This window comes from Ferruginibacter yonginensis (assembly GCF_042651465.1).
Classification (GTDB): domain Bacteria; phylum Bacteroidota; class Bacteroidia; order Chitinophagales; family Chitinophagaceae; genus Ferruginibacter; species Ferruginibacter yonginensis.
Genome location: NZ_JBHSCZ010000003.1, coordinates 37,716 through 52,110 on the forward strand (window position 1 = coordinate 37,716; position 14,395 = coordinate 52,110).

Annotated in this window: 13 protein-coding genes; 7 read left to right on the forward strand and 6 right to left on the reverse strand. The window is 32.7% G+C overall.

What is annotated here, in order from left to right; all coding sequences use genetic code 11:
• Nucleotides 1–7: 7 nt before the first annotated feature.
• Nucleotides 8–481 carry a peptide-methionine (R)-S-oxide reductase MsrB gene (gene msrB, locus ACFOWM_RS12015; protein WP_379710427.1) on the reverse strand — a complete coding sequence of 158 codons (474 nt, stop codon included), beginning with the start codon at nt 479–481 and terminating at the stop codon, nt 8–10.
• A 92-nt stretch (nt 482–573) separates the two neighbouring features.
• Here msrB and ACFOWM_RS12020 point away from each other — a divergent pair, with 92 nt between their 5' ends.
• Nucleotides 574–738 carry a DUF6728 family protein gene (locus ACFOWM_RS12020; protein ID WP_379710429.1) on the forward strand — a complete coding sequence of 55 codons (165 nt, stop codon included), beginning with the start codon at nt 574–576 and terminating at the stop codon, nt 736–738.
• Here the strand turns inward: ACFOWM_RS12020 and lpxB are convergent.
• Nucleotides 735–1,835, reverse strand: coding sequence for a lipid-A-disaccharide synthase (lpxB, locus tag ACFOWM_RS12025; RefSeq protein WP_379710431.1), 1,101 nt, complete (start codon nt 1,833–1,835; stop codon nt 735–737). The genes ACFOWM_RS12020 and lpxB overlap by 4 nt on opposite strands.
• 40 nt (nt 1,836–1,875) lie before the next feature.
• Here lpxB and ACFOWM_RS12030 point away from each other — a divergent pair, with 40 nt between their 5' ends.
• From ACFOWM_RS12030 to ACFOWM_RS12040, 3 genes are all read left to right on the forward strand, one after another.
• On the forward strand, nt 1,876–3,612 hold the full coding sequence (locus ACFOWM_RS12030; protein WP_379710434.1) for a L,D-transpeptidase family protein: 1,737 nt from the start codon (nt 1,876–1,878) through the stop codon (nt 3,610–3,612).
• A 78-nt stretch (nt 3,613–3,690) separates the two neighbouring features.
• Nucleotides 3,691–4,053, forward strand: a complete 363-nt coding sequence (locus ACFOWM_RS12035; protein WP_379710436.1) for a septal ring lytic transglycosylase RlpA family protein — start codon at nt 3,691–3,693, stop codon at nt 4,051–4,053.
• Nucleotides 4,054–4,087: 34 nt separating this feature from the next.
• Nucleotides 4,088–5,497 (forward strand): OmpA family protein, encoded by a 1,410-nt coding sequence (locus tag ACFOWM_RS12040; RefSeq protein ID WP_379710438.1) that lies wholly within the window; start codon nt 4,088–4,090, stop codon nt 5,495–5,497.
• A gap of 71 nt (nt 5,498–5,568) precedes the next feature.
• Here ACFOWM_RS12040 and ACFOWM_RS12045 read toward each other — a convergent pair whose 3' ends face one another.
• Complete coding sequence (locus ACFOWM_RS12045) at nt 5,569–6,396, reverse strand: hypothetical protein (protein WP_379710440.1); 828 nt, start codon at nt 6,394–6,396, stop codon at nt 5,569–5,571.
• Nucleotides 6,397–6,488: 92 nt separating this feature from the next.
• Here ACFOWM_RS12045 and ACFOWM_RS12050 point away from each other — a divergent pair, with 92 nt between their 5' ends.
• From ACFOWM_RS12050 to ACFOWM_RS12060, 3 genes are read left to right on the forward strand one after another with little or no spacing between them, the layout of a single operon-like run.
• Nucleotides 6,489–7,457, forward strand: coding sequence for a DUF3667 domain-containing protein (locus ACFOWM_RS12050; RefSeq protein ID WP_379710442.1), 969 nt, complete (start codon nt 6,489–6,491; stop codon nt 7,455–7,457).
• A 6-nt stretch (nt 7,458–7,463) separates the two neighbouring features.
• The gene (gene mazG / locus ACFOWM_RS12055) at nt 7,464–8,270 is read left to right on the forward strand and encodes a nucleoside triphosphate pyrophosphohydrolase (protein ID WP_379710444.1); all 807 of its coding nucleotides are present in this window, start codon (nt 7,464–7,466) and stop codon (nt 8,268–8,270) included.
• Between the two features lie 3 nt (nt 8,271–8,273).
• Nucleotides 8,274–12,005, forward strand: coding sequence for a sensor histidine kinase (locus ACFOWM_RS12060; protein WP_379710446.1), 3,732 nt, complete (start codon nt 8,274–8,276; stop codon nt 12,003–12,005).
• Here ACFOWM_RS12060 and ACFOWM_RS12065 read toward each other — a convergent pair.
• The 3 genes from ACFOWM_RS12065 to rpmA form a co-directional block, all read right to left on the reverse strand.
• The gene (locus tag ACFOWM_RS12065) at nt 12,002–13,672 is read right to left on the reverse strand and encodes a helix-hairpin-helix domain-containing protein (RefSeq protein ID WP_379710448.1); all 1,671 of its coding nucleotides are present in this window, start codon (nt 13,670–13,672) and stop codon (nt 12,002–12,004) included. The genes ACFOWM_RS12060 and ACFOWM_RS12065 overlap by 4 nt on opposite strands.
• A gap of 78 nt (nt 13,673–13,750) precedes the next feature.
• Nucleotides 13,751–14,035, reverse strand: a complete 285-nt coding sequence (locus tag ACFOWM_RS12070) for a hypothetical protein (RefSeq protein WP_379710450.1) — start codon at nt 14,033–14,035, stop codon at nt 13,751–13,753.
• An 83-nt stretch (nt 14,036–14,118) separates the two neighbouring features.
• Nucleotides 14,119–14,385: a 50S ribosomal protein L27 gene (gene rpmA, locus ACFOWM_RS12075; RefSeq protein ID WP_379710452.1), complete on the reverse strand. Its 267-nt coding sequence runs from the start codon at nt 14,383–14,385 to the stop codon at nt 14,119–14,121.
• Between the last annotated feature and the right edge of the window lie 10 nt (nt 14,386–14,395).

Sequence of the window (14,395 nt, forward strand, 5' to 3'; positions counted from 1 at the left end):
CTATTACTTACTTTTTAATAAATAGTAATGATGCAGAATTAATACAATAGCGTAAACCAGTTGGTTTGGGACCATCATCAAACACATGGCCTAAATGTGCACCACAATTACTACAGTTAACTTCAGTTCGCACCATGCCATAGCTTTTATCATTCAACAATTCTATATTTTGAGAACTGATAGGCGCCCAAAAACTCGGCCAACCTGTACCGCTATCAAATTTTGTATCTGCATTAAACAATGGTTTATCGCAACAAATACAATTATAAACACCTGCGGCATGGTTGTTCCAATAACTGCCACTAAAAGCCCGTTCTGTATCTTTTTTACGTGTAACCTGAAATTGTAAAGGCGTTAATTGCTTTTTCCATTCAGCAGCTGTTTTTACAACTGCATAGCTTGATTTATTGGGCTCATTTACTTGCGCATTACAGAAAAAACTAATAGAGATTAGTAAAATAGTAGCTAAATAAAACTTCATGTTATGGCTTTTTGTAAATTTACGCTTTGTAGCTGTGTATAGTTTCACTTAATTACGGCAACATTATTTCTAAAAAATTAATACAACATAACATGAGTATTTTGAGACAGATAGGGCAGTATTTATTTTTAGTAAAAAAAGATCCCAACGACAATCCAACCCAGTGGATGAAATATATGCATGGCATTAACAGAATTTCTATTTTGCTGTTTTTGTTTGCAATGGTGGTATTGGCAATAAAATTATTGCGTCACTAATTTTTTACCATATTGTACATAATAGCTGCTGCGTTGGATGATGCATGTCCACCGGCATTAAGCAATTGTGAAAGCGATGCATAATCATGTTGTAATTGTTGCTTACGTTCATCATTATGCAACAAAGTTTGTAGTTCAGTTACTAAATTTTGTTCATTTAAATCTTGTTGTATAAGCTCTTTCACCACTTCTTTATTCATGATTAAGTTTACCAAACCAATAAATTTAATTTTAATTAAACGTTTAGCAATTTGGTATGAGATGTAGCTTCCTTTATAACAAATAACTTCTGGCACCCCAAAAAGCGCTGTTTCTAATGTAGCTGTACCGCTGGTAACCAACGCTGCTTTTGCAGTAGCAAGCAATTCATAGGTTTTATTTGCTACAGCATCAACATTACTGTACGGTTTTAAAAGGGCTTCATAAAAAGCATCTGTTTGTCCTGGTGCTTTTGCTACTACAAATTTATAATCAGGAAAATGCGCTGCGACTGAAAGCATGATGGGTAGTTTAACTAAAATCTCTTGTTTTCTACTACCCGGTAATAAGGCAACAATATTTTCTTTTTTTATGTTTGGGTTGGCTGCTTTCCATTGATTAATTACTTCCGCTAAAGGATGACCTACATAGTCAACCTCCATATTGTATTTTTTATAAAAATCTTTTTCAAAAGGTAATATTACCATCATACGGTCCACATCTCTTTTAATGGCATGTACCCGGTTTTCTTTCCAGGCCCAAATTTGTGGTGAAATATAGTAGGCTACTTTTATATTTTTAAGGTGAGCCCACTTTGCAATTCGCATATTAAAGCCAGGGTAATCAATTAAAATGAGTAAATCAGGTGAAAATACTTCAATATCTTTTTTACATGCAGAGAGGTTTTTTAAAATGGTGGGTAAGTTTTTAACTACCTCAATAAAACCCATGAAAGCCAAATCTTTATAATGCTTCACCAATGTAGCACCAGAAGCTTGCATTTTATCGCCACCCCAACAACGTATTTCAGCCTGTGGATCATTCACCAACAATGCTTTAATTAAATTGCTGCCATGTAGGTCGCCGCTGGCCTCTCCTGCAATGATGTAATATTTCATAATTGGTGCCCCATCTATTTAGTTGCAAAGTAATTATTAAATGTGTGAATTTCGTTTTGAAAATATAACTTCATGTAATAATATTACTGATATTATGAACCCTTTATCTAAATTATTACTTAGTTTTTTGCTAATAACTACCGTTGGTACTGTAGCTTGTAAATGTAAAAAATTGCCTCCCAAAGAAAATATTGTAATTAACCCAAATGAAATGAATGTTGCGGTGCAACAGCAAATTAAAAATTTGTTAGAAGATGTTACGGACTCAATTGTTCAATTATCTGACAGCACTACACTAAATTACTACCAAGTATTGCAACATATTTACGCTAAAAACGACTATGCGCCCATTTGGTCAAACAAAGAAAAATGGCAACCACAAGTACCTGCATTATTACGTTATATTGACCAAGCAGCTTTACAAGGCTTATTTAAAAATGATTATTCTTTTACAAAAATAATGCAGCTTAAAAATAGGTTAGATGCAGATTCGGTACAGCGAACCAATGCGGTGCTTTGGGCAAATGCCGATTTGTTAATAAGTGATGCATTAGCCACTATTTTGAAAGATTTAAAACAAGGTAGGTTGGTACCAGATAGTATTTCTTATAAAAAAGATACATCAACATATACCAGTTTTTTTCTTATTAACTTTAATAAAATAATTGCTGGAAGCCCAGTTGATACTGTGTTAGCGTATGTACAACCACAACTTGCCGATTATAAACTATTAAAAAATAGCATCAAGCAATTTGTGGATAGTATGGATACAAAATCGTATACTTTTTTAAATTACCCTTATAAAGATTCACTGGCTTTTTTACAACAATTTAAAAAACGCATGGCAGAAGCCAACATGCCTATTGCAACACCAACTGATTCAACTGCATTGGCAAATACAGTAAAAAAGTACCAACAATTAAAGGGGTTAACCGTTGATGGTAAAATTGGTAATGCTGTGGTTAAGCAACTAAACTTAACTGATGCGTATAAGTTTAAAACCTTGGCCGTTACCTTAGATAAGTATAAAATGTTACCCGAAAAGTTGCCAACTAAATACATTTGGGTAAACTTACCTAGCTATAACTTAAAAGTATGGGACACTGATACATTAGTATTTGAATCGAAAGTAATTTGTGGAAAACCTACAACGCCAACGCCTTTATTAAATAGTGCAATAACTGATATTATCATTTACCCAACATGGACAGTGCCCACAAGCATTATCACAAAAGATATGCTACCGGGCTTAAAACGCAACCCAAATTACCTTGCTAGAAAAGGCATGTATTTACTCAATAACAAAGGCGAACGTATTAACCCTGAAAATATAAATTGGTCAAAATATACCAAGGGTATTCCATATTTAATACAACAAGGCAGTGGTGATGATAATGCTTTGGGCGTTATTAAATTTAATTTTAGCAACCCATTTTCGGTTTATTTACATGATACCAATCAGCGTTATTTATTTAAAAATGGTATGCGTTCGTTAAGCCACGGTTGTGTAAGGGTGCAGGAGTGGCAAAAACTAGCAAATTATATTGTTAGAAATGATAGTATGTTGTTGCCCAAAGGTGATACACTTCGTTATAATACAGATTCTATTAGTAATTGGATTGCCGCCAAACAAAAACACCGCATTGATGTAAAAAATAAAATCCCCCTATTTATAAAATATTTTAGCTGCGAAAATTTGAAAGGCAGTTTAAAATTTTATGATGATATATACGGAGAAGATAAAAAGCTCATACAGAAATATTTTGCCAACAAATAAATACTGTTGTATTGTATGAACTTACAGATTATATCCTCGTTTTCTATATTGTTTTTATTTTATATCCAGTTACCTTGTATGGGGCAAGTTGTACCACAAAGCAAAATTTTAGCAGATACTTTAAAAATAACGACAGCTTCTACTACATTATATGGTGAGGCCAGTTATTATGCCTCCAAATTTGAAGAACGAAAAACAGCATCTGGCCAAAAATTTAAGCATGCTCAACTTACAGCAGCATGTAATAGTTTGCCATTGGGCACCACAGTAAGAGTTACAAATTTGCGGAATGGTAAAGTTATTACAGTTGTTATTAATGATCGATTACACCCTAAAACAACACGTTTAATAGATTTAACCAAAAAAGCTGCAACTGCACTCAATTTTGTGAATGCTGGCTTAACAAGAGTTAAAGTAGAAGTGATTGATACTTATAATTAAAGTAATTCACAACTAATGCACTTAAACGTTAAATATGTGTGTAATTTATTTTAGTATTTCAAACAAAGCGGCTATTTTTGCGGCTTCTAATAAAACAACTGATATTATGAAGAAAAGTATGCTTTTGGTTTTAGCAACAATCGTTTCTGCGATTAGTTTTGCTCAAACCAATAATAAGAAATTGCCAAGCTTAGCTGCTCATTTTAGCTTAATTGATTATAAAGGTGCTGCAAACGTCAGAACAAAAAGCCTTGAAACGGTTATTAACCAAAGTCAATTATTTAAAATTAAAGAAATGAATGCAGCATTATCATTAAGCTATTTACAAGGCTTTACTGATAAAATTGATTTCGCTGCAACCATTACTGGTGCTGTGCTTAAGCATCCTACATCAGCTACTGTTAAAAATATTTCAGGTGAAGATAAAGTTTTGGTAGAAGCTGCTGCAACTGCTAATTTCAAATTATTATCAGACGCTAGTAGGTTTACACCTTTTTTAACTTTGGGTGTAGGTGCTACAAGTTGGAGTAGTTATTTTAGTGCTTTTACGCCAGTTGGTGCTGGGGTTCAATTAAAAATAAATCCAGGTGTTTTTGTATTGGTTAATTCTCAATATCGTATTCCAATTACGGAAAATGGAGCGTATCATTTTTACCATTCAATTGGTATAGCCTCAAATATTACGGATGCAAAAGCACCAAAAGTTGTAGAGTTACCTGTTGCAGCACCGGTTGTGTTAGATCGTGATGGTGATGGTGTTTTAGATGCTGATGACAAATGCCCTGATGTTGCTGGTTTAGCTGCTTTAAATGGTTGCCCAGATCGTGATGGTGATGGTATTGCTGATGGTGATGACAAATGCCCTACAGTTGCAGGTTTAGCTAAATACCAAGGTTGCCCAATACCTGATACTGATGGTGATGGTATCAACGACGAACAAGATAAATGCCCTACAGTGAAAGGTTTGGCTCGTTACCAAGGTTGCCCAATACCTGATACTGATGGTGATGGTGTAAACGATGAAGAAGATAAATGCCCTACCCGTAAAGGGCCTGCTAGCAACCAAGGTTGTCCTGAAATTGCAAAAGAAGTAGTTGAAAAAATCAATTATGCGGCTAAAAATGTATTCTTTTCGACTGGTAGCTTCAAATTATTACCTAAGTCTTTCAAATCTTTAGATGAAGTAGTAACTTTATTAAAGGCTGATGTAAGTTTATTGATTGATGTTGATGGACATACTGATGCTCAAGGTGCTGATGATAAAAACCAAACTTTATCTGAAAACCGTGCTGCTGCAGTAAAAAATTACTTAGTTAGCAAAGGTATTGCTGAAAGCCGTTTAAAAGCAACTGGTTATGGTGAAACAAAGCCTGTAGCTGATAATAAAACTGCTGCTGGTCGTGCTAAAAACAGAAGAACTGAAATGACTGTTAGAAACTTCTAATAATTATTCAATAATACTTAAAGCCCTCGTTTTATAACGAGGGCTTTTTTATTAATCACAATTTTTAATCATTATTTATATTCATATTCAATACTACCCATTAGTTTACGTTCATCAGTATAACAACGTTCTTTAGTGCGTAAACCATTTTCATAATTATATTTCCATACATAATAGTTAGTGCCACCTTCTTCTACTGCTGTCATTTGAGTTATTTGTCCGGCACTATTATATTCAAATACATAATCTGGTTTTAATTTTTTAGTGTATTCGGTAGATTGTACAATATCTGTAAGTCTATTTTTACTATCATAATAGTAATAAAATTTAGTTCCTAGTTTAGTATCTTTTTCTATAGCTACATTTCCTTTTTCATCTAAAGCAAAATATATTTCGTTATAGTCTTTACCGTTTTTAATGATGGTCATTTTAGTAGGCACATTGTTATTGTAAGTATACCTATGAACTTCGGTTATGGTACTTTCAAAATCATCATCTTTAGATTGAATATTTGAAGTAATTGTTTCAATTTGGCCTGCGCTATTGTAGGTATAAGATATGGATGAAACAACAAAATCAGAACTATCTTTTGTACTAAGTAATGCTCCATCAGCATTAAAAGTAGAGGTAAATAAAGAGGCAGCTGCTATGTTTGCACGGGTAAATAATTCAGTTTGTTGGTAATTTTTTGTAATTTTTTTTTCGCAGAAAAAGCCCTCACTTTCACTACCATCATCTTCATAACTTTTAATGATAATTTTTTTAACCTTGTTTTCTTTGTAAGCTTTTAAATCGGCAACTACTTGTTTGTTACTCAACAAATCTTTATAATAATATTGGCCCATCGCAAAGCTTGAAAAGCCCAATGATAGCCCTACAATAATGATACTTTTATACATCTAATAAATTTTATTCAAGTAAAAATACAAAGTCAATATTTGTTTATTCACAACATCAACATAAAGTTTATTATTTTTAACAAAATTACTTTGTGAGCCATTTAAAAGAACGAAAAGAAAAGAACTGCTTAAATTGTAATGCCCAAGTACATGGCAGGTTTTGTAGTGTATGCGGACAAGAAAATGTGGTGCCACAAGAGTCGGCTTGGCATTTAGTCACCCATTTCTTTAATGATATTACCCATTTTGATGGTAAGTTTTTTATATCACTCAAGTATATATTATTTAAACCAGGTTTTTTATCGAGTGAGTATGTTGCAGGGCGGCGACAATCATACCTTAATCCTATAAGGTTATACGTATTTACATCTTTCCTATTCTTTTTAATATTGTACACTTTTATAATACCGACATTTGAAATTAAAAACAACAACAAAGTACCACCACAACAGCAACAAATAATAGACAGTATTCAAAAAGAAAACAATGATGTTGAATGGATAAATTTTTATGGTAAAAAAAAGTACAAAAATCTTGCTGAATTTGATTCATTGAATGCTCTAGGCAAAGTAGATGATGGCTTAATTGATAAATTCATTACAAGAAGGCAATTGCAGCTTGATGAGAAATATAAAAATGTTGAAGGTGGTTATTCAGAAAAATTAAGTGATAATTTTATCCATTCGCTGCCGCAGCTATTTATTTTTACACTGCCTTTTTTAGCCCTATTTTTAAAACTAATTTATTGGCGTAATAAACAATGGTACTATGTAGCACATGCTATTTTTGCTGTGCATTTGTATGTATTTGCCTACATTATTTTTTTGGTAATAATGCTAATATCAAAAGTTGAAGGGTATAATTATTTACATTGGCTGCATTACATAAAAATTGCTGCAACCTTTTGGATTTTTTACTACACCTATAAAGCAGTACGAAACTTTTATGGACAATCTCGTTTTAAAACAATCATTAAAATCATTTTAGTAGTTTTTTACTTAATGATTATTTTAACATTGATGATGATAGTTTTCGGAGCCATATCATACTTAAAATTATAATAATTAATGAATACATATAGCACAGCATTTGAGCGTTTGGTTACTATAATGAATGAGCTAAGGGAGCAATGCCCTTGGGATAAAAAGCAAACCATACAAACGCTTAGGCACCTCACTATTGAAGAAACCTACGAGTTGGTTGATGCTATTGATCAAAACGATTGGAAAGGTATTAAAGAAGAGTTAGGTGATTTATTGTTGCACATTGTATTCTACGCAAAAATTGGTAATGAGCAACAACAGTTTAGTTTAGATGAAATGATTAATGGTATTTGCGATAAACTCGTTAGTAGGCACCCTCATATTTATGGTGATGTATCAGCCGATGCAGATTTGAAAAAAGTTGTTACTGATGCGGATGTTAAAGAAAACTGGGAAAAATTAAAATTGAAAGAAGGTAAAACATCTATTTTAGGAGGTGTACCAAATTCATTACCGTCAATGGTGAAAGCTATTCGTTTACAAGAAAAATCAAAAACAGTAGGCTTTGAATGGGAAAATACGGAACAAGTTTTAGCAAAGGTTAACGAAGAAATGGCAGAGTTACAAGAAGCCATACAAACAGGAAACCAACATGCTATTGCTGATGAAATGGGTGATGTTTTTTTCTCATTAGTAAATTTTGCAAGGTTTTTGCAGGTAGATGCTGATGCAGCGCTGGAAGGTACCAATCAAAAATTTATAAAACGTTTTAAAGCCATTGAAACCGCCGCAGCTGCACAAAATAAAGCATTACATGATATGACTTTAGGTGAAATGGATGCTTTATGGAATGAAATAAAGTTGAAGGAAAAAAGTACAAATCAATTTTAAAAATTGGGTATAGCCATATTTAAACATAAAATTGTAAAGGATAATATTTACCTGTTGCTAGCTTCGCTGTTGCTACTGAGTATATCTATTTTTACCAACCGAACCCAACCTGCCGCTACTATTAACCACGATTTTGCAGTTGCATTGCAAAAGTATATCAACAAACAAGAGCAATCATTTCAAACATTATTAAATGATTCAACCGCATTTAACAATGCTGTAAGTTGGTACAAAACTATTCCCGAAAGTAAAGCAACACCAAAACTGTTTGTTTATGCTAAAATTGGAGATGAAAAACAATTACGTTTTTGGAATACGCAAACAGTATTACCAACACCAACTATTATTAATGGCGCTGACGGAAACACTTTTGCACTCTTAAGTAATGGCTATTACTTTGTACAAAAGCAAACTTTAGGTAGCAATATTATTATTGGTTTATCATTGGTGCAATGGCAATACAGTATTCCTAACAATTATTTAAGAAACGATTTTGTAATACCCCATTTAAGTGGGGCATCATTTCAAATTAATGAAAATAAAGATGGAGCTAACGTTACCACTTCAAAAGGAACGTATTTGTTTTCAGTTAAAAATAGTAATACCAACATTCAAACACAAAACAATGAACTCACCGTTTGGTTGCGGTTGTTAGCATTAATACCGTTATTGATTTTTATTTATTTTATTACAAATCATATTTTACAACATAAAAATTTTTTACAAGCAACTGGTTTTTTAATTGCATCATTACTCGGCTTAAGGGTACTTACATATGTACTGGTAGATTTTTTTATGTGGCGTTATTTTGAATTGTTTGATCCTACTATTTATGGTGCCGGTTTTATTTTACGTTCGTTAGGTGATTTGCTTATAAATGCTTTGTTGTTTTTTGTTATCATCAATTTTATTCAAAATAACTTACCCAAACATCCTATAAAAATTGTAACAACAACAGTTGTTCAAAAATGGATTGCATTATCCATATTTACTTTTTTATTGTTAGCCATTACTTACTTTGTTTCAAACACCATCCGCTCCATGGTGGCCGATTCTCAAATTTCATTTGATGTCATTAATTTTTTCAGCCTTGATGTTTACAGTGTTATAGGTTTTTTAGTACTCTGTTTTATTGCCATCACCTACTTTTTTACTTGTAAAGTAATATTGTTTTTTATACAACAATTATCAACTATCAATATTCAAGTATTTTTATTATTAGTTGTACAAGCGTTGATTTTACTGAGTTGTATGATAGGTACACTTACAGATGCCTTTGAATTTTTTGAACTTTTTTGGTTGCTTTTGTTTTTATTGTTGCTAAAAATTGAATTGACTGGTAGTGTGTCAATCGAAAGAATTATTTCAAAATTGTTGTTTTGGTTATTCTTTTTTTCAATTACTATTTCATTGGTAATTATTTCTGAAAACGGTAGAAAAGAATTAAACCGTCGCCAACATTATGCAGAACTTATTGCAGCAAAGGCAAATCCCATTAATGATGTATTGCTCAATACCATTTTAACAGAATTTAGAGCGGATGTAATGGCTACTAAATTTTATTTATTGCAAAATGAACAAACAGCGTACAAGTTTAGAGATAGTATTATTCAAAATAATATTGCTGGCTACAACGATACGTATGATACCAAAGTACTTGTGTACGATGCATTAGGAAAGCCCCTTTACAACAACGATCCAATTTTGTTTAATAGTATTGAAGGTATTTTTTTAGCACAATCAAAACCCACAGCAGTTGAAGGGTTAAATTATTACGATGCTGGTTACGATAAACTTAATTACATCGCACAAAAAATTATAAAGGATGATAATGGAAATTTAATGGGTTATATTTTTATTGTTATAAGTCCAAGAAATACCAATGCAGATGTATTGTACCCAGAACTGTTTACAAATGGACAAATAAATTCAATTGAAAGTTCCACAACTTATGCTTACGCAATTTATGATAAAGGCAAGCTTATAGCCAGTCACAACGATTACGCATTTACATCGAGGTATCAAGATCAACATTTTGCTGGTAAGCAATTTTTAATGCTTAGCAATAGTAATTATAACGAATTATGGTATAATGCTGGGGCCGATAAATATGTAGTCATCGTTAAACAAAACAATCAATTAATTGAGTTAATAACGTTATTTTCATATTTGTTTCTTTCATTTTTATTATTAACTGCATTTGTATGGCTTGTTGCATTGTTATTGAAAACAAGGTTTAAGCTCATCAATTTTAAAAAGATAATACAGCTTTCAATTAAGCATCAAATACACGGAACCATTATCTTTTTTAGTATAATTTCATTTTTAATTATTGGTATCGCCACTATTTTATTTTTTGTAAATAGATATCAAACCAACAACAAAGAAACTTTAAGTCGTACTATTAAAAAGATGGAAGAAAAATTGTCTGGAACAGTTAGTTTCGATATGTTACAACTGAATCGTTTCAATAGTGATCATAATAATAATAGTACTGCATTAGATACCATTGCTACATCAATCGCTAACTTATACGGACTTGACATCAATATTTATGATTTAAATGGCGATTTAAAAGCATCATCATTTGTAGTGCCTTACAAAAAAGGGATTGCTAGTATTAAAATGAACCCAACGGCGTATGCACATTTGCATCATAAAAAAGAAATTCAATTTTACCAGCAAGAGCATATTGGGCAGTTAACTTATGTGAGTGATTATATGCCATTAACCAATCAGTTTGGTAAAGATGTTGGGTATTTGAATATTCCTTATTTCACATCTCAAACAAAATTAAAAGAAGAAATTTCAAACTTTTTGGTAACCATCATCAACCTTAATGCCTTTATATTTTTAATTGCAGGGTTGGTTTCTTTAATCATCACCAATCGTATCACCAATTCATTTTCATTTATAAGTGAAAAAATGAAAAGTATTAATTTGGGTAAACGCAATGAAATTATTGAGTGGCATAGAGAAGATGAAATTGGCGCTTTAGTAAAAGAGTATAATAAAATGTTGGCTAATCTTGATAAGAGTGCAGCGGCATTAGCTAAAAGTGAAAGGGAGAGTGCATGGCAAGAAATGGCAAAACAAGTAGCACACGAAATTAAAAATCCACTCACTCCAATGAAGTTGAGCATGCAATTTCTGCAAAATGCAATTGAAAATGGTGCACCAAATATTAAGGAATTAGGTGCTAAAGTTGCTCGAACACTTGTAGAACAAATTGATCATTTAAGCCAAATAGCAGGAGAGTTTAGCAGGTTTGCAAATATTGAAAATGCCAATCCTGAATATTTTGACCTAAACGAAGCCTTAACGTCAATTAAGCAGCTGTATAATGGCGATAGTAAGGTTCATTTTAGTTGGATGATACTTGAGCAGCAAGTAATGGTTTATGCAGATAAAACGCATGTAAATCGCATTTTAACCAATTTAATTTTAAATGCCATACAAGCCGTTCCCCAAGGTACAACACCACAAATAAATGTTGCTGAAACCATCATTGGTAGTAATGTTCAAATAAAAATAACCGATAACGGCATTGGTATTAGTGAAGCTGTACAACATAAAATTTTTACACCCAACTTTACTACTAAAACTTCAGGTACTGGCTTAGGGCTTGCTATGTGTAAAAGAATGGTAGAGCAAGCTGGCGGTTCTATTTACTACCAAACTTCAGCAATGGGTACTAGTTTTTTTGTACAACTGCCCATTGTTACAGCTGTTTAAATATTTTTCAAACTTTTTCTATTGTTTACAAAGGCATCAAAAGCAGCAGCATTATAACTACTTAAATTTTGAGAATTATTAACCAATGCTTTTTGTGCAACGTATACACCATATTCCACATCATCAATACCATCTGTACTATGGGCATCTGGGTTTATAGAAATCAATACATTTTTTTCTAAAGCGTATGGTATTTCTCTCCAATCAATATCTAATCGGTTAGGGTTGGCGTTTAATTCAATTACTACATTATTAGCAGCACAGGCATCAATAATTTTTTTAAAGTCGAGTGGGTAACCTGGTCTACTTAATAATAAGCGGCCTGTCATATGGCCTAAAATGGTTGTATAAGGGTTTTCTATGGCTTTTAAAAGGCGTTCCATAGCTTTCTCTTGCTGCATTTTTAAATTGCTATGTACTGAGGCTATCACTACATCAAACGTACTAAGTATGGCGTCACTATAGTCTAAACTTCCATCGTTTAAAATATCACTTTCAATACTTTTATATATTTTGAATGGATGTAATTTTTTATTGAGTTCATCTATCTGTTGGTGCTGTGCTTTAATACGGTCTTCTTGTAAGCCTTGTGCATAAAATGCACTTTTACTATGGTCAGTTATAACCATATATTCCATATTTTTTTGTAAGGCTGCTAAAGCCATTTCTTCAATGGTATTATTGCCATCACTCCAATTGCTGTGACAATGTATGAGCCCTTTTATATTTTTAGTAGTAACAATATTTTGAAACTCAAGCGATTTGTTGGTTAATATTCGAGCATCTTCTCTAGCAAAACTTGGTATAAATGGCAAACCCTTATTTTCAAAATAAGTCGCTTCATTTGTTACGAGTTGATCATTTGAATGAATATGTTGTAGTGCCTCGTAAAAATGAGTACTACTGCTTGTTTTAATACAAGTTTCAGTAAAATTATTTGCAGCAGCGTAAAACTTTAGTTGTATGCCAGCTTGGGTGTTCCATAAACTATAATGTTCAGTAGTTTCAACCAAACTAAATTTTGGATCAACAGTAATACGTTCATTTATCACATCAATAGTGCTTTCAATAACAAACTCAAGTGCAGTAATAATTTCCATTTGTCTGGCAACATCACCCGTAATTGTTACTTGTATACCATTAAAACGTTGGTTTAAATACTGCGTTACTTCATGAACCGCTTGTTTGGTTTGGCTGTATAAAAAGCTGCCTTTATTGTTTAAATAATACGTGATGGTTTCTAATACATTTTGTTGTGTTTTTTCACCAAACCCTTTGTATAGTTTTAACCTATTTTCTTTACAAGCATATAGCAGTTCGCCAATCGTTTCTATTTCCATCTCTTTCCATATACTGTGTATTTTTTTAGGTCCAATACCTTTTATCTGCATCATTTCAATGATGCCCTCAGGTGTTTGAGCAATTAAAGCCGTTAACTGCGATAATTGCCCGGTTTGTAGCAACTCAATTATTTTTTTTGCTGATGATGCACCAATACCTTTTATGCCTGCTATTACCGCTTCATCTAACCCAGCTAATGGTGTTTGTAATTTTTCAATGGCAAAGGCAGCACTTGCATACGATTTTGATTTAAAACTATTTTCACCATGTATATCCATCAATTTAGCTAACAATGTAAACGCATCGGCTATTTCGTAATTGGTCATTTTTATTAAAATTATAGTAGGTGCAAAATAAAAAAGGTTCCGATACTATCGGAACCTTTTTCAATAAAGAGCAAATTATTATTTTTTTGCTGCTGCTTTTTTTGCAGGTGCTTTTTTAGCTGGAGCTGCTTTTTTTGCAGGTGCCGCTTTTTTCGCAGGTGCTGCTTTCTTTGCAGGAGCCGCTTTTTTTGCAGGTGCTGCTTTTTTAGCTGGAGCTGCTTTCTTTGCAGGAGCCGCTTTTTTAGCTGGAGCTGCTTTCTTTGCAGGTGCTGCTTTTTTTGCAGGAGCCGCTTTCTTTGCAGGTGCTGCTTTTTTAGCTGGCGCTGCTTTTTTTGCAGGAGCCGCTTTTTTTGCTGTTGCCATTTTTTTTGAATTTAAATATGGTTAGTAAATAATACTTAAAAATAAATACTATTTTGTTACTACCAAAAAAAACTTACAAAAAATTAAGCAGTAGCTTCTACAGCAGTTACAGAAACAAAAGTTTTATCACCTTTTGATTTCTTAAATTCTACCAATCCATCAGTCATTGCAAAAATGGTAAAGTCTCTACCAACTCCTACATTTTTACCAGGATGGTATTGTGTACCACGTTGACGTAAAATGATGTTACCTGCTAATGCTGGTTGGCCACCAAATATTTTAACGCCTAATCTTTTACTTTGTGAATCACGACCGTTTTTTACGGAACCTTCACCTTTCTTATGTGCCATTTCTTAAAAA